The 18,353-nt window shown below is 69.8% G+C and carries 17 protein-coding genes; 12 read left to right on the forward strand and 5 right to left on the reverse strand.

Annotated features, from left to right (window positions below):
• Positions 1 to 67 precede the first annotated feature (67 nt).
• From ACSMXV_RS35920 to ACSMXV_RS35930, 3 genes are all read right to left on the reverse strand, one after another.
• On the reverse strand, positions 68 to 688 hold the full coding sequence (locus ACSMXV_RS35920; protein WP_473175271.1) for a TetR/AcrR family transcriptional regulator: 621 nt from the start codon (positions 686 to 688) through the stop codon (positions 68 to 70).
• Positions 689 to 914: 226 nt separating this feature from the next.
• Positions 915 to 2,078, reverse strand: coding sequence for a glutamate dehydrogenase (locus tag ACSMXV_RS35925; RefSeq protein WP_473175272.1), 1,164 nt, complete (start codon positions 2,076 to 2,078; stop codon positions 915 to 917).
• 346 nt (positions 2,079 to 2,424) lie between these two features.
• Complete coding sequence (locus tag ACSMXV_RS35930; RefSeq protein WP_473175273.1) at positions 2,425 to 3,033, reverse strand: carboxymuconolactone decarboxylase family protein; 609 nt, start codon at positions 3,031 to 3,033, stop codon at positions 2,425 to 2,427.
• Positions 3,034 to 3,323: 290 nt separating this feature from the next.
• Here ACSMXV_RS35930 and ACSMXV_RS35935 point away from each other — a divergent pair, with 290 nt between their 5' ends.
• A complete protein-coding gene (locus tag ACSMXV_RS35935; protein ID WP_473175274.1) occupies positions 3,324 to 4,559 on the forward strand; it encodes an MBL fold metallo-hydrolase in 1,236 nt (411 codons plus the stop codon).
• A 109-nt stretch (positions 4,560 to 4,668) separates the two neighbouring features.
• On the opposite strand, the gene ACSMXV_RS35940 is transcribed toward ACSMXV_RS35935, so the two are convergent.
• Positions 4,669 to 5,277, reverse strand: coding sequence for a TetR/AcrR family transcriptional regulator (locus tag ACSMXV_RS35940; protein ID WP_473175275.1), 609 nt, complete (start codon positions 5,275 to 5,277; stop codon positions 4,669 to 4,671).
• A gap of 540 nt (positions 5,278 to 5,817) precedes the next feature.
• Here ACSMXV_RS35940 and ACSMXV_RS35945 point away from each other — a divergent pair.
• From ACSMXV_RS35945 to ACSMXV_RS35965, 5 genes are read left to right on the forward strand one after another with little or no spacing between them, the layout of a single operon-like run.
• Entirely contained in the window at positions 5,818 to 7,290 is a 1,473-nt protein-coding gene (locus tag ACSMXV_RS35945) for an ABC transporter substrate-binding protein (RefSeq protein ID WP_473175276.1), read from the forward strand.
• Positions 7,291 to 7,302: 12 nt separating this feature from the next.
• On the forward strand, positions 7,303 to 8,247 hold the full coding sequence (locus ACSMXV_RS35950; protein ID WP_473175277.1) for an ABC transporter permease: 945 nt from the start codon (positions 7,303 to 7,305) through the stop codon (positions 8,245 to 8,247).
• On the forward strand, positions 8,244 to 8,777 hold the full coding sequence (locus tag ACSMXV_RS35955; protein WP_473175278.1) for a hypothetical protein: 534 nt from the start codon (positions 8,244 to 8,246) through the stop codon (positions 8,775 to 8,777). Before ACSMXV_RS35950 ends, ACSMXV_RS35955 begins: the two co-directional genes overlap by 4 nt.
• The gene (locus tag ACSMXV_RS35960; protein ID WP_473175279.1) at positions 8,774 to 10,057 is read left to right on the forward strand and encodes an ATP-binding cassette domain-containing protein; all 1,284 of its coding nucleotides are present in this window, start codon (positions 8,774 to 8,776) and stop codon (positions 10,055 to 10,057) included. The genes ACSMXV_RS35955 and ACSMXV_RS35960 overlap by 4 nt, the downstream gene beginning before the upstream one ends.
• Entirely contained in the window at positions 10,054 to 10,944 is an 891-nt protein-coding gene (locus ACSMXV_RS35965; protein ID WP_473175280.1) for an ATP-binding cassette domain-containing protein, read from the forward strand. Before ACSMXV_RS35960 ends, ACSMXV_RS35965 begins: the two co-directional genes overlap by 4 nt.
• Positions 10,945 to 11,114: 170 nt before the next feature.
• Here the strand turns inward: ACSMXV_RS35965 and ACSMXV_RS35970 are convergent, their stop codons facing one another.
• Positions 11,115 to 11,723 carry a TetR/AcrR family transcriptional regulator gene (locus tag ACSMXV_RS35970; RefSeq protein WP_473175281.1) on the reverse strand — a complete coding sequence of 203 codons (609 nt, stop codon included), beginning with the start codon at positions 11,721 to 11,723 and terminating at the stop codon, positions 11,115 to 11,117.
• A 99-nt stretch (positions 11,724 to 11,822) separates the two neighbouring features.
• On the opposite strand from ACSMXV_RS35970, the gene ACSMXV_RS35975 reads away from it, so the two are divergent.
• The 6 genes from ACSMXV_RS35975 to ACSMXV_RS36000 all read left to right on the forward strand — a co-directional run bounded on the left by ACSMXV_RS35975 (position 11,823) and on the right by ACSMXV_RS36000 (position 18,351).
• The gene (locus tag ACSMXV_RS35975; RefSeq protein WP_473175282.1) at positions 11,823 to 14,171 is read left to right on the forward strand and encodes a xanthine dehydrogenase family protein molybdopterin-binding subunit; all 2,349 of its coding nucleotides are present in this window, start codon (positions 11,823 to 11,825) and stop codon (positions 14,169 to 14,171) included.
• Positions 14,168 to 15,046 carry an FAD binding domain-containing protein gene (locus tag ACSMXV_RS35980; RefSeq protein WP_473175283.1) on the forward strand — a complete coding sequence of 293 codons (879 nt, stop codon included), beginning with the start codon at positions 14,168 to 14,170 and terminating at the stop codon, positions 15,044 to 15,046. The genes ACSMXV_RS35975 and ACSMXV_RS35980 overlap by 4 nt, the downstream gene beginning before the upstream one ends.
• A 42-nt stretch (positions 15,047 to 15,088) precedes the next feature.
• Positions 15,089 to 15,595, forward strand: coding sequence for a (2Fe-2S)-binding protein (locus ACSMXV_RS35985; protein ID WP_473175284.1), 507 nt, complete (start codon positions 15,089 to 15,091; stop codon positions 15,593 to 15,595).
• Positions 15,583 to 16,242 (forward strand): SRPBCC family protein, encoded by a 660-nt coding sequence (locus tag ACSMXV_RS35990; RefSeq protein ID WP_473175285.1) that lies wholly within the window; start codon positions 15,583 to 15,585, stop codon positions 16,240 to 16,242. Before ACSMXV_RS35985 ends, ACSMXV_RS35990 begins: the two co-directional genes overlap by 13 nt.
• Before the next feature lie 85 nt (positions 16,243 to 16,327).
• The gene (locus ACSMXV_RS35995) at positions 16,328 to 17,164 is read left to right on the forward strand and encodes a mycofactocin-coupled SDR family oxidoreductase (RefSeq protein WP_181662267.1); all 837 of its coding nucleotides are present in this window, start codon (positions 16,328 to 16,330) and stop codon (positions 17,162 to 17,164) included.
• Positions 17,161 to 18,351, forward strand: coding sequence for a cytochrome P450 (locus ACSMXV_RS36000; RefSeq protein WP_473175286.1), 1,191 nt, complete (start codon positions 17,161 to 17,163; stop codon positions 18,349 to 18,351). The genes ACSMXV_RS35995 and ACSMXV_RS36000 overlap by 4 nt, the downstream gene beginning before the upstream one ends.
• The last annotated feature ends 2 nt before the right edge of the window (positions 18,352 to 18,353 follow it).

The raw sequence follows: 18,353 nt of genomic DNA on the forward strand, positions 1-18,353 counted from the left end.
TCCGGCCCGGAGCCGGGGCGCGTCCGGCGCCGGGGTGCGTCCGGAACCGTGGGGCCCGCCCGGCGGGTCACCGTGCCGTAGCCATCAACGCCTTCCGCTCAAGGCCCAGTTCCCGGGCGAGAGCCTCGTCGACCCACTTCGTCATGCGCGCACGGGACAGCGTGCCGTCGTAGGCAGTCATCTGGACCGCGAGCCCGTCCAGCAGCGCGGTCAGACGCAGGGCCGCGGCCATGGGGTCCGGGCAGCGGAACTCGTCGGCCGCCACGCCCTCCGCGATCACCTCGGCGAGCGCCGCCTTCCACTGCTGGTCGAGACCGCGCGTCACCTCGCGCAGCGCGGGATCGCGCAGGGCCCCCGCCCAGCCCTCGATCCACAGCCGCCACCCCTTGGCCTGCCCGGTCGGCGCGTACCAGCGGACGGCGGTACGCAGGCGGCGTACCGCCGTCGTGCGTCTGCCCAGCAGCCTGCGCAGATGCGCGAGATCGCCCTCGGCGGCATGTGTGAACGCGGCGGCGACCAGCTGTTCCTTGGTCGAGAAGTGATAGAGCACCAGGGCGTTGCTGACCCCGAGGGCGGAGGCCACATCGGCGATGCGCACGGCCGCGACGCCTCGCGCCTCGATCTGCTCGACGGCGGCCCGCAACAGCGCTTCCCGCCGCTCGGCCACGCTCAACCGCACCCGTGTCATCAGGAAACACCGCCCACGTTGCACAGGGAAGCACCGTCCATGCTGCACAGGGAAGCACCGTCCATGCTGCACAGGGAAGCACCGTCCATGCTGCACAGGGAAGCACCGTCCATGCTGCACAGGGAAACACCGCCGACGCTGCACACCAGGAGCCCGACCGTGTGCGGCACGCGCGCGTGGGCATGCGCCGCACCAGTCACCGGACCCGGACCAGTCACCGGGACAGTCATCCGTACCACCCGAACCGCTCCGCGATCACCGGCAGCCGGTCCGACACGATGGCGTGCGCGGCCGCGCGCGGCGTCGTACCGTCGGCCTCCGCGCGCGTGAGCATCTGGTCGATCAGGGCGAGCATGGAGCGGCGGGTGTGGTCGAAGGCCGCGTCCGCGTCCGCGCCGATGTCGCCGAACAGCGTCCACCACCACCAGGCGTTCGTACCGGAGTTGACGACGACGTCCGGGAGGACGGTGATCCCCCGCGCCGCCAGCAGTTCCTCCGCCTCGGGCAGCACCGGCATGTTCGCCGCCTCGACGATCCAGCGGGCCGTGATCCGCCGCTGGTTCCCGGCATCGATCGCGTACGACACCGCCGCGGGCACGAGAACCTCCGCGTCGACGGACAGCCAGGCGTCGCCCGGCAGTTCACGGTCGTCGTCGCGCAGGGCGGCGCGATCCACCGTGCCGTACGCGTCCCTGGCCGCGAGCAGCGCCTCGACGTCGAGCCCGGCCGGGTTGGCGATCGTGCCTTTGACGTCGGCGACGGCGACAATCGTGAGCCCCGCGCGGGCGAGAAAGCGGGCGGTCGCGCCGCCCATGGTCCCCAGACCCTGCACGCAGACGCGGGTGCCCGCATACGGAACACCCGCCCGGTCCAACGCGGCCAGCACCGACTCCGCCACCCCGCACCCTCCGACGAGTTCGTCGAGTCCGATGCCGTCCACCTCGACCGCGAACGCGTCGGCGAGCCGCTGCCGGGCCGCCGTCTCGTCGTCAAGCAGCGGGTAGACGGCCTGGATGGACGAGACCAACCCCGCCTCTGCGGCGGCCCTGTCGACGATGTCCTGGGTGAGGCCGAGATCCTCCCCGGTGGTCCAGAAGTCCTCGATGTACGGGCGCATGGCGCGCAGGTACCGCACCAGGACGCCGTACGCCTCCGGGTCCTGCGGGTCGCAGTCGATCCCTCCCTTGGCGCCGCCCAGGGGGATGTAGCGGCCCTCCGGGTTGTAGTGCAGGGCCTCCTTCATCGTCATCCCGCGGGCGAGGCCGGTGACCTCTTCGAGCGTGCAGCCCGCACGCATCCGCAACCCGCCGCTGGCGACACCGCGTACCAGCCGGTCCACGACGAGGAACCCGCGGTGGCCGGTGATGTGATCGGTCCAGGTCAGCGACATCAGTGGCGGCTCTGCGACGGCGGCCCCTGCGGTGCGTCGCGAGGCCGGTGCGGCAAGTTCGCCAGGTGCCGCCGATCTGGTCGGTGGCGCGGCTGCAGTGGGTGGGCCGGACATGGGTCTCCAGGGTCTCGATGCGCTCACCGCGATACTCGCACCGCGATGCGCTCACGTGACCGATGCGCTCACGGAGCTCACGGAATAGATGCGCTTACTGAATCGCGGGTCAGTATCGAGATGCCTGGAGACCCCTGTCAACGCGCCCCTTGCGCGTCGCGGCGGCATCCGTGGTCAGCGTGCGGCGGTGTCTCCGGCGGTGAAGTGTCAAGCGCCTCCGGACGGTGAAGTGTCAAGCGCCTCCGGTCAGGGCACCCGACGATCCAGCCGCACCACGCGTCGCCGCCCCCGGGCCGTCGCGGAGATCGCACGAGTCCTTGAACCCCTGGCTGGTGAGCCCCAGTGCCGAGTTCATGCGCGAGCGCAGGTTCTCCACCGCGACCATCGCCGTCAGCTCGACGAAGGCCGCGTCGCCGAGACTCCTGCGCAGACGGTCGGCCAGGGCGTCCTCGACCGTCGGAGGAGTCGCCGTCATCGCCTCCGCGTACGCGAGGACGTCGCGCTCCAGCGGTGTGTACGCATCGCTGTCGCGCCAGACCGGCACGTCACGCAGCTTCCGCTCCGCCATGCCGCGCCCGTGCTCCTTCCAGTACCCGAAGTCCATGCACCAAGAGCAGCCGATCGACGCAGCCGATGCCATCACGGCGAGCGCCTTCAGATCCGGGTTGAGCTTGTTCCACTTCGCCACGGACTGCTCGAAGCGGAGATCGCCCCACAGCACCCGCGGATGGTGGGCGAGCGCCTTCGCGGGGTCCAGGACCTTGCCGTAGGTGCGCTTCGAGTACCACTCCACGATGCGGAGGAACCGGGTCCGCGGCGGGTTGAGCGAGATGCGGGCCATGGGGGCCACCTTCCGTCTTCGTCCGTCTTCATGCGTGCGGTGTGCTGTCACCGGTACGACGGACCGGGGCGCCGCAGATGTGACATACAGGCCCGCATTTCGAGTACCACACCACGGGCTTGTCATCCCTGGAGCCGACTGCGGCGTCCTTACGAGGGGCGCAGCAAGGCGAGGGGTACCGGAGATCACCGGATGCGGACTGCGGCGCGGACATCGTGCCGTCACCCCGTCGACCCAGGCCTGTCAGAGGCGCCACGCATAATGAATGTCCTACGACCACAGGAGGCGCCGTGACCGGTTCCCGTTCCCTGAGCTCGGGGCTCCGCTCGCTGCGGCCCGCCGCCTTCGGCGCGGAACCGGCGGGTGAACGGCTGGCCAGGATCCACAGATCGCCGAACTTTGCGAACGGCTCGTTCCAGAACCCGGTGGGCGCCCGGACCCGCCCCTCCTCCGGCTCCGCGTTCGAGCTCGCGAAGTCGTACTTCCGCAAGGAGGAGCGCACCAGGCGCGCCCCCGCCGGAGCGGTGCCGGTGCACCCCTCGACCCTCTCCGACCTGGCGAGGCCCCCGGCGAGCGGGCTGCGGCTCACCTGGATGGGCCACTCGAGCGTGCTCGCCGAGATCGACGGCCGCCGGGTGCTCTTCGACCCGGTCTGGGGCGAGCGGTGTTCCCCCTTCGACTTCGCAGGTCCCAAGCGGCTGCATCCCGTTCCCGTGCCCCTGGCAGCGCTGGGACCGGTCGACGTGATCGTCATCTCGCACGACCACTACGACCACCTCGATTTGCCCACGATCAAGCAGCTGGCCGATACGGACACCGTTTTCGCGGTGCCGCTCGGCGTAGGCGCCCATCTGGAGCGCTGGGGCGTATCGGCGGACCGGCTCCGCGAGCTCGACTGGAACGAGTCGACCGAGGTGTCCGGCCTGTCCCTCACCGCCACCCCCGCGCGGCACTTCTGCGGCCGCGGCCTGCGCAACCAGCAGCACACGCTCTGGGCATCATGGGTCGTGGCGGGCGACGAGCACCGGATCTACCACAGTGGGGACACCGGGTACTTCCCCGGCTTCAAGGACATAGGCGCCGAGCACGGCCCCTTCGACGCGACGATGATCCAGATCGGCGCGTACAGCGAATTCTGGCCCAAGAACCACACGGATTCCACGCCGCTGCCTGGAGCCTGGCCGGACATTCACATGTCGCCCCCGCAGGGTGTCCAGGCACACCTTGACCTGCAAGGACACAAGCCGCACGGTGTGCTGCTGCCGATCCACTGGGGCACCTTCAATCTGTCACTGCACCCGTGGGCCGAGCCCGGGGAGTGGACGAAGGACGCTGCTGAGGAGGTGGGGCAGGCGGTTGCGCTTCCCCGGCCGGGCGAGCCCTTCGAGCCTGCAGGAACGCTCCCGACCGACCCCTGGTGGCGGGCTGTGTCTGTGCCCATCGCACATCCTTGGCGCCGTCCTGAGGGGCCGCATGCCACACCTGAGGGCACCCTGGCTGATCCCGACTTTGTCGGCGAGCGGTGACGCCGTCCGCCCACGCACCCACCCTGCTCGGCATCAGCCCTGACGGCGGCCGGAATCCGACAGATGCGCCCAGGGGCCGAGTTGGGCGCCGAGTTGGGCGGCGAGCCGGTCACTCGTCGACTTGATCCCGGTCGAGAAGCAGGCGCACGAAGTCGTTGACGGGTCCGATGATGTCGAGGTCCTGGTCGAGCACCCACTGCAGCTGGAGTCCGTTGAGCACGGCGTGGAAGAGAATCGCGGCGCTCTCGGGGCTTAGGCCTTCGCGCAGGGTGCCGCGGGTCGCCTTGTCGTGGAATCCCTCGGCGAATTGCCTGCGCCCGCGTTCGTAGCGCTCAGCGAAGTAGGTGTGGGCGGGATGGTCCGGGCGTGAGGCCGCGGCGGCGAGTTCGATCCACAGGCGCATCAGCTCGGGGGCCTTCTGGTGGTGACGGATGAGCTCACCGAGGTAGGGCGCGAGCTGGTCGAGGCTGTCGACCTGTGCCACGCCTTGCTGCCACTCCTCCGAGTCGCGCTCGGCGAGCACCTCGGCAAGCAACTCGTCCTTGTTGCGGAAGTGATGGAGAAGACCGGCGTGGGTGATGCCGGCGCGTTCCGCGATGTCCCGCAGGGAGGCTTTGACGTAGCCGTGCTCGGCGAAACTGTCGCGTGCCGCCCGTACGATCTCCGCCCTGCGGGCCGGTGTCTTGGCGTACGGCCCGCGTGCTTTTGCCTGACCCACGGTGTGCTCACTCTCCCCACGAGGCGGGTTCGGAATCGGCCGTGCGTGTCAACCAGGATAACCAAAACTTACCATATGGTTGGGATTCGTTGGCCCCGTCGCGGGTGATCGCAAGATAACGCTCTGATTACGAAGGTTGATCGTACCCTTCCCGCGCTTCCCGTACGGGCCTAACGTCCGAGCGAAATCCAACCATCTGGTAAGGGTTGGCGCGATCGCTCACCTGCAGGGCCGACCAGGGGAGGCAGACGTGCACGTGGACGACGATGCCGGCACGCCGCCGGACCAGTAGACGCGCGGTTCTCTTCACTCGCGCAGTGCTCGCCAGCTTCAGCTCCATCCATGGCCACATGGCCACATGGCCACATGGCCACATGGCCACATGGCCACATGGCCACATGGCCATGGCGAAGGTCTCTGCACACGTTGGTTCCCGGACGAAGGAATCCACCCCATGCGCATTCGACACCCGCACCCGCGATCGCACGCTCGAGCCCTGGCCGCCGTCGGCGTCGCCGCTGTGCTGCTCGCATCGTCTGCGTGCGACAGCGAGTCGACAGGAGCGTCCTCGTCCTCGGGGAGACGCTGGCACTCTCGATCTTCGGCACGCCCAACTCGTTCGATCCCACCCAACTCCTCGAAGGCCAGCAGATGTACGTCTGGGACTCGGTCTACGACACGCTGCTGATCCAGGACAACAAGGGCCGCCTCCAGCCCGGCGCGGCGGAGAGCTGGCAGTACTCCGCCGATGCGAGGACTCTGACGCTGAAACTGCGCACCGGCATGAAGTTCAGCTCCGGCGCCCCCGTCGACGCGGCCGCCGTGAAGGCGACGCTGGAGCGGATCAGGACGACGCCCGGGCCGACCCAGGGCGTACTCGCCTCCGTCGCCTCGGTCGAGGCACCTGATTCCCACACCGTGGTGATCAAGCTGAAGCAGCCGGACGGTTCGCTGCTGACATCGCTCTCCACGGCCGCGGGCGTCATCGGCGACCCGAAGACGATGACGTCCAAGAGCGCCGCGCTGAACCCGGTCGGCTCGGGCCCCTACACCCTCGACAAGGGCGCGACGGTGAACGGATCGGTGTACGTGCTCAAGCGGCGTGACGACTACTGGAACAAGAAGGCCTACCCCTTCCGGACCGTCAAGATCCGGGTGATCTCCGACCAGACCGCGAGCGCCAACGCGCTGAAGGCCGGCGAGACCAACGCCGGAACCATCGACGTCGCGCAGGTCGGCTCCTTCAAGTCGGCGGGTTTCGAGACCAAGCACGTCCAGGCGACCGCGGTGGCGGCCCTGGTCCTGGGGGACCGCGAGGGGTCCGTGCTCGAGCCGCTCGGTGACGTGCGGGTCCGCAAGGCGATCAACATGGCCTTCGACCGCACGAAGATGGTGAAGCAACTGCTCCGGGGCTCTGGCCGGCCGACCGAGCAGATCTTCAACCCCAAGGGGCCGGGGCACGATCCCGCGCTGGACCAGACGTACTCCCACGACCCGGCGGCTGCCAAGAAGTTGCTGGCCGAGGCCGGTTACGCGAACGGCTTCTCGGTGACCATGCCGAGCCTCGTCTTCACCAAGCCGTTCGAGCCGACATTCACGGAGGCGCTCGCCGACATCGGGATCAAGGTGAAGTGGCAGCCGGTGCCGCCGCAGCAGAGCGTCTCCGCCATCGCCTCCAAGAAGTACCCGATGTTCCTGATCGTCGACGGGCTGAACACCACCCCCGTCGAGGCGCGCAACTTCTACAGTCCAACCGGCTACCGCAACGTGTTCAACTCCACGGACCCCGAGCTCTCCAAGCTCCTGGGCCGGGCGAACCGGGAGCTTGACCCGGCGAAGGCCGCGGACGTCTACAAGGAGATCAACAAGTTCGGAGTCGAGAACGCGTGGTACGGCCCCGTGTTCTACATCGGCAGCGACTGGGCGACAAAGAAGGGCATCACCTACCTCGGTGACGGCTCCTCGACACTTGCCACCATCCGGCAGTTCGGCGTCGCCGACCAGGCCCCGTAAGAGAGCCGCATCATGATCCTCTACGTGTTGCGTCGCCTTGCCGCGGGCCTGGTGCTCGCCGTCCTGGTGACCATGATCACGTTCGCCCTGCTCGGCACCTCCTTCGACGACGTCGCCAGCAGTATCGTCGGAAGTGGTGCGACACCCGACCTGGTCCAGGCCCAGAAGGCCCAACTGGGGCTCGACCGCCCGCTGTTCACGCAGTACGTGGACTGGTTGTCCCACGCCGTCCGCGGCGACCTCGGCCTGTCCTACTTCACCAGCGAGCCGGTCCGGTCGGCCATCGCGGCCCGCCTCGGCGTCACGCTGTCGATCGTGCTCGCCGCCCTGCTCGTCACCGTGGTGATCAGTGTGGTGCTCGGCGTCCTGGCGGCCACCCGCGGCGGCGCCGTCGACCGGATCGCCCAGGGGGTGTCGATGCTCGGCTACCTGGTGCCGAACCTGCTGATCGCGATCGCACTCGTCTACGTCCTGGCCATCGAGCTGCACTGGTTCCCGGCCACCGGCTACACACCGCTGTCGGAGAACCCGGCCCGCTGGGTCGCCACCATCACCATCCCGGTGGTCGCCCTGATGATGAGCGGCGTCGCCAGCCTCACCTCCCAGATCCGCGGCGCCATGATCGGCGAACTGCGCAAGGACTACGTACGCACCCTGCGCACGCGAGGGATACCGACTCGGTCGATCGTGCTGCGCCACGCCCTGCGGGGCGCGGCCGGCCCGGCGCTCACGGTGCTGTCGCTGGAGTTCATCCAGATGCTCGGCGGCGCCCTCATCATCGAGCAGGTCTTCGCGCTGCCGGGCTTCGGCCAGTACGCCTTCAACGCCTCCTTGCAGGGGGACATCCCGATCATCATGGGCATCAGCCTGTTCGGTGTGCTGCTCGTCGTGGGCGTCAACCTCGTCGTCGACCTGGTCAACGGCTGGCTCAATCCGAAGGCGAGGATCCTGAGTTGACTGAGTCGACCACCGAACCTGGCAGCGCTGTGCCCGTCCGCAGGTCTCCGCTCCGCAAGCTCCTCAAGGACCCGCAGGCCGTCATCAGCGCGAGCCTCCTGTTGCTCGTCGTCGTGCTGGGCCTGCTGAGCCCGCTGATCACCGACCATGGTCCCAACGACGCCTCACTCGACGCGGTCAACGCCGGTGCCGGAACCCACGGTTACCTGCTGGGAGGCGACGAGAGCGGCCGCGACATCTTCGCGCGGCTGCTGGCCTCCATCAACACCAGCGTGGTCTCCGCCCTCATCGGTACGAGCATGGCCCTGGCCATCGGTGTCACCTTCGGGCTCGTCGGCGGCTACTTCGGCCGCCGCGTCCGGGGCGTCACCGAGTGGGTCTTCAGCCTCGTCATGACCTTCCCGGGCCTGCTGCTGCTCATCGTGCTGCTGCCGGTGACGGACGGCGACTACCGCGCGACGATGCTGATCTTCGGGGTACTGCTGTCGCCCGGATCTACCGCCTCGTACGCAACCTCGTGCTCGGGGTGAAGAACGAACTGTACGTGGACGCCGCCCGCGTCTCCGGCCTGCCCGACCGGCGGATCCTGCGACGGCACGTGCTCTCCGTGGTCCGGGGACCCGTCGTCATCGCCGCCGCGTTCCTCGCCGGTTCCTCCATCGCCGTTCAGTCGGGCCTCGCCTTCCTCGGCGTCGGATCCAGCTCGGTCCCCAGCTTCGGCGCGATGATCTCCGAGGGCTTCGCCAACCTCTACGAGGAACCCCTGCAATTCCTCTGGCCGAGCCTGATGCTGGGCGTCATCACCGCGTCGTTGGTGCTGCTCGGCAACTCGCTGCGGGACGTCCTGGAGGGCGGCCGGCCGCGGCCGGCACGGATGGTGGCCCCCGAGCGCCAGCCTGCCGGCGCGGGTCCCGCACCGTCCGCCACGTCAGTGACGGCTCCGGGGCTGCTCACCATCGAGGACCTGGCCATCGCCTACCCGACACCGTCGGGCGAGCTGACGGAGGTCGTCAGCGGCGTCACCCTGAGCCTGGAGGCGGGGCAGAACCTGGGACTCGTCGGCGAATCGGGATCCGGCAAGACCCAGACCGCCTTCGCCGTGCTCGGAGTACTGCCGTCGGAGGCGGTCGTCACCCGCGGCTCGATCCGCCTCGACGGACGCGAACTCCTCGGCCGGAGCGAGGGCGAACTGCGCGGTGTGCGGGGGACGTCCATCGCGTATGTGCCGCAGGAGCCCATGTCCAACCTGGACCCCAACTTCACAGTGGGAGCACAGCTCGTCGAGGGACTGCGCGCGGCCTCCCCGATGCCCCGACGCCAGGCGCGCGAGCGCGTCCTCGCCCTCCTTGACCGGGTCGGCATCCCGGACCCGGAGCGCACCTTCACCTCCTACCCGCACCAGATCTCCGGCGGCATGGCACAGCGCGTGCTCATCGCCAGCGCGGTCGCGAGCCGCCCGGCTCTGCTCATCGCCGACGAGCCCACGACCGCGCTCGACGTCACCGTGCAGGCGGAGATCCTCGACCTGCTGCGCGACCTGCAGCAGGAACTGAACATGGCGGTGCTGTTGGTGACCCACAACTTCGGCGTGGTCGCGGACATCTGCGACCGCGTCGCCGTCATGCAGCAGGGCCGCATCGTCGAGACCGGCGACGTGCTCGACCTCTTCACCACCCCACGTCACGCCTACACCCGGATGCTGCTGGATTCCCTCCTCGACGAGCACGCGCTGCGCACCGACCGTCCGGCCGCGAACACGCTCAAGACCGACGCGCTCAATACCGACACGCTGGAGACGGAGGCGCGATGACGACGGCCCTGCTCGACGTGAGCGACCTGCGCGTGGTCTACCCGGGACGGGGATTCCGCGCCCGCCCGCAGGAGGTGCTGCACGGGGTGTCCCTGGCGGTGGACGAGGGCGAGACGCTCGGCATCGTCGGCGAGTCCGGGTCCGGCAAGACGACCATCGGCCGGGCGGTGCTCGGCCTGGTGCAGCCCAGCGGCGGACGCATCGGCTTCCTCGGCCAGGACATCACCCACTGCACGGCGAAGGAGCGCCGCGCCCTCGCTCGCTACATCCAGGTCGTCTTTCAGGACCCCTACTCCTCATTCAACCCGTCCCTCACCATCGGCGACATCCTCGCCGAGCCCCTCGTGGTGCAGGGCGCGAGCCCACGCAATGCCCGAGCGCGCGTCCGCCAACTTCTGGACCAGGTGGGACTGCCGGCAGACGCCTCCGAACGACTGCCGCGCGAGTTGAGCGGCGGCCAGCGCCAGCGCGTCGCGATCGCCCGTGCCCTGGCACCCGGGCCGAGGCTGATCGTCTGCGACGAGCCCGTCTCCGCGCTCGACCTGTCGACCCAGGCACGCGTGCTCGACCTCTTCGTCGACATCCAGCGGCGCACCGGCGTCGCGTATCTCTTCATCTCGCACGACCTCGCGGTCATCCGGCACGTGAGTCACCGGGTGAGCGTGGTCCACCGCGGCGACATCGTCGAGACCGGCCCGGCCGGCCGTGTCACCTCCACCCCCGAAGGCCCCTACACACAGCGCCTGTTGCTCGCGGCGCCGGTCGCCGACCCGGTCGAGCAGAGGAAGCGGCGCGAGGCGCGACAGCGACTCAAGCTGCGACTCGACCCCGTTTCTTTCTCTCCGCAGTGTTCTGCTGCCTCAAACAAGGAGGCTGGCGATGACTGAACTCGCAAGAAGCCGATGCTCCGCAAGGGCGTCTTCACGCGCGACCGGCGGCCCAAGGCGGCCGCGCCCACGCTGCGGCCGCGCCCACGCTGCGGCCGCGCCCACGCTGCGGGCCCGCTGGCGGGAGCTGGGCGGGCGGAAGCCATCGGAGGAGGGGAGCTGAGGTGATCTCACCCGCGAGGGGTTTCCGCGGGTGCGGTGGCGCCCTCGTACCGCTGGAGGATCTGCTCCACGAAGGCCAGGGCCTCTTCGTGCCGGGTCGTCATTCCCATGGCGTTCTCCATCATGAGGATCCGGCCGAGCGCGTTGGTCAGCATGAGCAGCACGGCCGGGGACACCTCGGGCGGCAGGTCCGTGCCCGCCTCCGCAAGGCCGCGCGTGAGGGCCTCCAACTGGGCCTCGCGATAGCGTGCCGCGTGGGCGGCCAGTTCGGCACGGATGGTCTTGCGGTGATTGGCCAGGGCCGTGAACTCCGTGGTCAGCGCATTGCCGGGGTGGCTGCTGAGCCTCCACAGGGCGCGCAGCGGCTGGGGACCGCTCAGCAGACGGGCCTGCCGCTCCCACTCCTCGTCGGCACGTCGCCGCAGTACGGCGAGGAAGAGGTCGTCGAGCGTGCGGAAGTAGTACAGGACGAGAGCCGGGGCCACTTCGGCCTCGCGCGCCACCCTCCGTACGCCGACGGCCGCGTACCCCTCCTCCAGCATCAACCGCTCCGTGATGTCGAGCAGGCGCAGGCGCGTCTTGGAGTTCTCGGTACCCATTCGTCGAGGCGCAGTCATGCCGTCATTGTGCTTGACGGCCTCGAAGAACGTTGTTAAACAGTTGTTCAGCGCATTGGTTAAACACTCGTTCAGTATGTGAGCGGAGGGGCCAGACCGATGGCACGAACCGTGGGCGACGCGGCCTACGCCGGCACGCGCACCTTACGAGTTGAGGATCTACGACTTCTGACCGGCACCGGTACGTACGTCGACGACGTCGTGCGGCCCGGAATGCTGCACGCCTGCTTCGTCCGCAGTCCGATGGCCCGGGCCCGCATCCTCGGCGTCGACGTGTCGGAGGCGCTCCAACTAGACGGCGTACGCGCCGTGTTTGTCGCGCAGGACCTCAACCCCGGTGTGCGCGAGCAGTGGTACACCCTGAATGGACCGGACGACCCTGACACCCCCCGGCCGCCGCTCGCGGAGGGTGAGGTCCGGTTCGTCGGGGACCCGGTGGCGATGGTCGTGGCCGATGACCGCTACATCGCCGAGGACGCGGCCGAGTTGGTGGTCGTCGACTATGACCCGCTGCCCCCGGTCGTCGATTACACGACGGCCCTCGACTCCACCGAATCGGTGCACGCCGACCGGCCCGGCAACCTCGTCGGTCAACTCGGCGGACGCCCCATGGTGGACCTCGAACCGGTCTTCGAGAGCGCGCCGCACGTGGTCAGCCAGACCGTGTACCAGCAGTCCCACGGGCCGGTCCCGATGGAGACCCGGGGGATCGTCGCCGAATGCGCCGCGGCAGGCGGGGAGATGACGATCTGGGCGGCGACCCAGTCGCCGCACGAGGTCCGGTCCTTCTGCGCGCGACTCCTCGGCATCGCCGAGCACCGGGTGCGCGTCGTGATGCGGGACACCGGCGGCGGGTTCGGGCAGAAGGTGCTGCCCCAGCGCGAGGACATGTGCGTCATGCTCGCCGCCACCAAGCTGCCCGCCGCTCTCAAGTGGATCGAGGACCGGCAGGAACACCTCCTCGCGGCCGGGCAGGCGCGCCACGAGCACGGCGAGGCACGGATGGCCTTCGACGACGGCGGCAGGATCGTGGCCGCGACGCTCGACCACGTCCAGGACGCGGGCGCCTACCCGACACCGTCGCCCGTGCAGAGCGGTGTGGCGGTCGGCATGCTCTTTCCCGGCCCCTACCGGATCCCTGAGGGCACGTTCTCGTCGCGGTTCGTGTTCTCCAACACCAGCGGGCGGGTCGCCTACCGGGGCCCGTGGCAGTACGAGTCGATGGCCCGCGAGGTCCTGCTCGACACCGCGGCGCGCCAACTGAAACTGGACCCGGTCGAGTTGCGTCGTCGGAACATGCTGAGCCGTGAGGAGCTGCCCACGGCGAACTTCAACGGCATGCCCTACGACCACATCTCCCCGCGCGAGACCTTCGAGCAGGCCCTGAAGATGCTCGACTACGAGGCGTTCCGCCGGGAACAGGCACGGGCCCGGGAGCAGGGGCGCTACCTGGGCGTCGGCACCTGCACGTACGTCGAACCCACCGCGGGCGCCACGCCGTTCCACGCCACCGAGGGAGCGACGATACGCATCGAGCCCTCCGGCAAGGTCAACGTGTACGTCGCCGGAGGGTCGTGCGGCAACAGTCTGGAGACCACGGTCGTCCAGCTGACCGCCGACGCGCTCGGCGCCGCCATCGAGGACGTCAGCACCGTGCAGGGCGACACAGCCGTCACCCCGTATGGCGCCGGCACCGGCGGAAGCCGGTCCGGGCCCATGACGGCGGGCGCGATCGCCCGGACGGCCGGGGAGCTGCGGGAGCGGATCTGCGCGATCGCCGCCCACCGGCTCGAAGTCCCCGTCGAAGAGGTCGAGTTCGTGCGGGGACGCGCACGGCCCAAGGGGAGCCACGATGAGGCCGGGCTCACCCTCGCCGAGATCGCCGACATCGCGTACTACCAGGTCCACGCCCTGCCGCCGGGAGTGCAGGCCGGGCTCGAGGCGAGCGGCCGCTACCACACCCCGCACCTGATGATCTGGGCGAACGCGACGCACGTGTGCACATGCGAGGTCGACGTGGTGACCGGCGAGGTGACCCTGCTCCGGTACATCGTCAGCGAGGACTGCGGCCCGATGATCAACCCGAGCGTCGTGGAGGGCCAGATCTTCGGCGGCACCGTGCAGGGGATCGGCGGCGCGCTCTACGAGCATCTGGCCTACGACGAGGACGGCAACCCCGTCTCGACCACGTTCATGGACTATCTGCTGCCCACGGCCACCGAGGTGCCCGTCATCGAGGTGGGGCACGTCGAGACGCCCAGCCCGGGACCCGGCGGATACAAGGGAGTCGGCGAGGGCGGTGCGATCGGCTCCGCGCCGGCCGTCGTCAACGCGGTGGCCGATGCGCTCGCACCCTTCGGCGTCCGGATCAGCCGCCTGCCGCTCACACCGTCGTCCCTCGTCGGCCTCCTGGAGGAAGCCCGGGCACGGCAGGCGGTGACCCGGTGAAGCCCGCACCCTTCACGTACCACGCGCCGGCCGGCGCGGACGAAGCAGTCGGTCTGCTGGCCGAGCTGGGAGAGGAGGCGAAGGCCATCGCGGGAGGGCAGAGCCTCGTCCCCATGCTGGCCCTGCGCCTCGCAGCCTTCGGGCACCTCGTCGACCTGCGCCGCCTGGACGAGCTCCGGGGCATCGAGCGGCGTGGCGACGGCACGGTCTGGATCGGGGCGGGCACCACCCAGGCCACCGTCCAGCGCTCCGACGAGGTCAGCGCCGCCGTCCCGCTCCTTGCCCGCGCCACCCCTCTCATCGGCCACTTCCAGATCCGCAGCCGCGGAACCGTGGGCGGTTCGCTCGCGCACGCCGACTCCGCGGCCGAGTACCCCGCGGTGGCACTGACGCTGGACGCCGAGCTGGAGGCACTGTCGCCACGAGGCCGCCGCACCATCCCGGCGGAGCGTTTCCTGACCGGCATGTGGAGCACGGCGCTGGCCGAGGACGAGCTGCTGACCGGGGTCAACTTCCCGGTCTGGAAAGGCCGTTGCGGCTTCGCGATCGAGGAGTTCGCCCGCAGGAGCGGGGACTTCGCCATCGCCGGGGCGACGGTCGCGCTCCGCGTGGACGGCGACGGCCGCCTCGACCGGTGCGCCATCGGCCTGTTCGGACTCGGCCCGACCGCGCTCCGGGCCCGGGGCACCGAGGCCGCGCTCATCGGTTCCGACCCTGCCGAAGCCGATGCCGAGGAGATCGGGCGGTCCGCGACCGAAGGCCTCGACTCCGTCCCGTCCGATCTGCACGGGTCGGCCCCCTACCGCACACGCGTGGGCGCCGCCATGGTCACCCGCGCCTGGCGACGCGCCGTACAGGAGGCACTCCATGACTGACGTGGACACCGTCGACATGACGCGCCGTACAGGAGGCACTCCATGACTGACGTGGACACCGTCGACATTCACGTACGCGTCAACGGAACCGGCCGCCGGGCGAGCGTACCGCCCCGGCTCACCCTCGCCGACTTCCTCCGCGTGAACTGCGGTCTGACCGGCACGCACCTCGGCTGCGAGCACGGGGTCTGCGGCGCGTGCACGGTGCTGCTCGACGGGGAAGCCGTCCGCGCCTGCCTGGTGTTCGCCGTGCAGGCCCACGACGCGGAGGTGACGACTGTCGAGGGGCTCGCTGGGCCGGACGGTGAACTCTCCACCGTCCAGGCGGCGTTCCGCGAGCACCACGGCCTGCAGTGCGGGTTCTGCACACCTGGCTTCGTCGTCTCGGTCACCGCGTTCCTGGCCGAGAACCCCAAGCCCACCGACGAGGAGATCCGCGAGGCCCTGACCGGGAACCTGTGCCGCTGCACCGGCTACCAGGGGATCGTGAACGCGGTCCGGGCCGCCGCCGACACCGCGGGTACCACCGTGACGGAATGCCCGGCATGAAACTGGAGAACACCCTCAGCATCCCCGTCGCCGTGGAGGACGCCTGGCGGGTCCTGCTCGACGTCGAGCGCGTCGCGCCCTGCGTTCCCGGCGCGACCCTCACGGCCAGCGACGGTGACGAACACCGCGGCAGGATCAAGGTCAAGCTGGGCCCGATCGGTCTCACCTACAACGGCACCGTCACCTTCCTGTCGCGCGACGAGCAGGCCCGGATCGTGGTCCTGGAAGCGGGCGGCCGGGAGGCGCGCGGAAACGGGACCGCGAAGGCCCTGGTGACCTGCCGCCTGACCGACGCCGGCGGCGACCGCACCGACGTACACGTGGAGACCGAGCTCAACATCACGGGCAAGCCGGCCCAGTTCGGCCGCGGCACGCTCGCCGAGGTGTCCGGAGCACTGATGGACCGCTTCGCCGAGAACCTCGCCGCCGAACTCGCCGCGAACACCCCCGAGACCCCGGCCGGCTCACCGGAACCGACGCCCGGCGACGAGCCCCCGGACCCTGCCCGGCACACGCCCGCCGCCCCGCTCGACCTCATCGACGCCACCGGCGCCGGAGCGCTCAAACGCGCCGCACCGATCGCGGCTGCCGCCGCCCTGCTGATCCTCGCCCTCGGCCTGCTCGGCCGACGACGGCACCACCGGTGACCGGGCCACGCACGTCCGCCGCACCGTGAGCACGCCCTCAGTACGCCCTGTCACGTCCTTCAACCCAGGAACGAGGTACACCACCATGCCCGGACGAGTCGAAGGAAAAGTCGCCTTCATCACCGGCGCGGCGCGCGGCCAGGGACGCAGCCACGCGATCCGCCTCGCCGAGGAGGGAGCCGACATCATCGCCGTCGACGTCTGCAAGCAACTCGACGGCGTCACGTTCGCCATGTCGACTCCGGAGGACCTGGAGGAGACGGTCAACCAGGTGCAGAAGCTGGGCCGGCGCATCGTCGCCGTGCAGGCGGACGTACGCGACCACGACGCGCTCAAGGCCGCCGTGGACGACGGTGTGGCGCAGCTGGGCCGCCTGGACATCGTCTGCGCCAACGCGGGCCTCGGCAGCGACGGCGCGCGCCTCCACGTCATGGACGAGAAGACCTGGCGCGACATGATCGACGTCAACCTGACCGGCGTCTGGCTCACCACCAAGGTCTCCGTCCCGCACATCATCGCGGGCGGCCGGGGCGGCTCGGTCATCCTGACCAGCTCCGTCGGCGGTCTGCGCGGCCATGCGAACATCGGGCACTACATCGCCGCGAAGCACGGTGTCGTAGGCCTGATGCGCACGCTCGCCTGGGAGCTGGGCGAGCACAACATCCGGGTCAACTCGCTGCATCCCACCCAGGTCAACACGCCGATGGTGATGCACGAGGAGACGTACCGGATGTTCCGCCCGGACCTGGAGAACCCCACCGTCGACGACTTCGCCGCCGTCTCGCAGGGCATGCACCTGCTGCCCACCCCCTGGGTCGAGCCGCGCGACATCAGCAACGCGGTTCTCTACCTCGCCTCGGACGAGGGCCGCTTCGTCACCGGAGCCACGATGACCATCGACGCGGGAGCCATGCTGAAATGACCACTGCCGAGCCCGTCTACTGGGACCCCTTCGACGCGGCACTCGCCCGCGACCCCTACCCCCTGTACGCCCGCCTGCGCGAGGAAGCCCCGCTCTACTACAACGACCGGCACGACTTCTACGCGGTCAGCCGGTACACCGACTGCCAGCGCGGCCTCGCCGACTGGCAGACCTTCTCCTCCGCGCGCGGCGACATCCTCGAGATCATCCAGGCCAACGTCGAGCTTCCGCCGGGCACCCTGATCTTCGAGGACCCGCCCGTCCACGACATCCACCGACGACTGCTCGCACGCGTCTTCACCCCGCGCCGGATCGCCCAACTGGAGCCGCAGATCCGGGCCTTCTGCGAGCGGGTGCTGGAACCCGTGGCCGGCGCCGAGCGGTTCGACCTCGTCGAGGCCGTCGGCGCAGAGATGCCGATGCGGGTGATCGGGATGCTCCTCGGCATCCCGGAGGCCGACCAGCCGACCTTCCGCGACCGCACGGACGCCGCCCTGGAAACCGAGGACGGCGGCCGGATCGACCACGAGGAGATCCTGATCACCGAGGGTTTCCAGGAGTACATCGAGTGGCGCAAGAAGCACCCTTCCGACGACCTCATGACCGAGCTCATGACCGCCGAGTTCGAGGACGAGACGGGGCAGCGGCGCACGCTCACCGACGAGGAGGTCCTCACCTACTGCTCGGTGGTGGCGGGCGCAGGCAACGAGACGACGGGACGCCTGATCGGCTGGTTCGGCGCGCTGATGGCCCGCTACCCCGAGACCCGGCGGGAGCTGGTCGCCGACCCCTCCCTCATCCCGAACGCCATCGAGGAGATCCTGCGCTTCGAGCCGACCGGTCCGTTCACCGCCCGCTATGTGACCAAGGACGTGGAGTTCCACGGCGGCACCGTGCCGGCCGGCAGCGCCATCCTCTTCATCCAGGCCGCCGCCAACCGCGACCCCCGGCGCTTCGACGACCCCGACCGGTTCGACATCCACCGGGTCTCCCAGCACATGTCGTTCGGCGTCGGCGCCCACTACTGCCTGGGTGCCGCGCTGGCCCGCCTGGAAGGAAAGGTAGCGGCGGAGGAGATCCTGCGGCGCTTCCCGGACTGGGAGGTGGACTGGGACGCCGCGGAGCTGGCCCAGACCTCGACCGTGCGCGGCTGGAAGACGCTGCCGCTCGTCATCCGAGGAGCCTGAGG

The organism is Streptomyces sp. DSM 42067 (assembly GCF_055792885.1).

What these genes read in the sequence shown, in the direction of transcription:
- ACSMXV_RS35920 (WP_473175271.1), bottom strand. Translation starts at nt 688, where the DNA reads ATGACACGGGTGCGGTTGAGCGTGGCCGAGCGGCGGGAAGCGCTGTTG.
- ACSMXV_RS35925 (WP_473175272.1), bottom strand. Translation starts at nt 2,078, where the DNA reads ATGTCGCTGACCTGGACCGATCACATCACCGGCCACCGCGGGTTCCTC.
- ACSMXV_RS35930 (WP_473175273.1), bottom strand. Translation starts at nt 3,033, where the DNA reads ATGGCCCGCATCTCGCTCAACCCGCCGCGGACCCGGTTCCTCCGCATC.
- ACSMXV_RS35950 (WP_473175277.1), top strand. Translation starts at nt 7,303, where the DNA reads ATGATCCTCTACGTGTTGCGTCGCCTTGCCGCGGGCCTGGTGCTCGCC.
- ACSMXV_RS35965 (WP_473175280.1), top strand. Translation starts at nt 10,054, where the DNA reads ATGACGACGGCCCTGCTCGACGTGAGCGACCTGCGCGTGGTCTACCCG.
- ACSMXV_RS35970 (WP_473175281.1), bottom strand. Translation starts at nt 11,723, where the DNA reads ATGACTGCGCCTCGACGAATGGGTACCGAGAACTCCAAGACGCGCCTG.
- ACSMXV_RS35975 (WP_473175282.1), top strand. Translation starts at nt 11,823, where the DNA reads ATGGCACGAACCGTGGGCGACGCGGCCTACGCCGGCACGCGCACCTTA.
- ACSMXV_RS35985 (WP_473175284.1), top strand. Translation starts at nt 15,089, where the DNA reads ATGACTGACGTGGACACCGTCGACATTCACGTACGCGTCAACGGAACC.
- ACSMXV_RS35990 (WP_473175285.1), top strand. Translation starts at nt 15,583, where the DNA reads ATGCCCGGCATGAAACTGGAGAACACCCTCAGCATCCCCGTCGCCGTG.
- ACSMXV_RS35995 (WP_181662267.1), top strand. Translation starts at nt 16,328, where the DNA reads ATGCCCGGACGAGTCGAAGGAAAAGTCGCCTTCATCACCGGCGCGGCG.
- ACSMXV_RS36000 (WP_473175286.1), top strand. Translation starts at nt 17,161, where the DNA reads ATGACCACTGCCGAGCCCGTCTACTGGGACCCCTTCGACGCGGCACTC.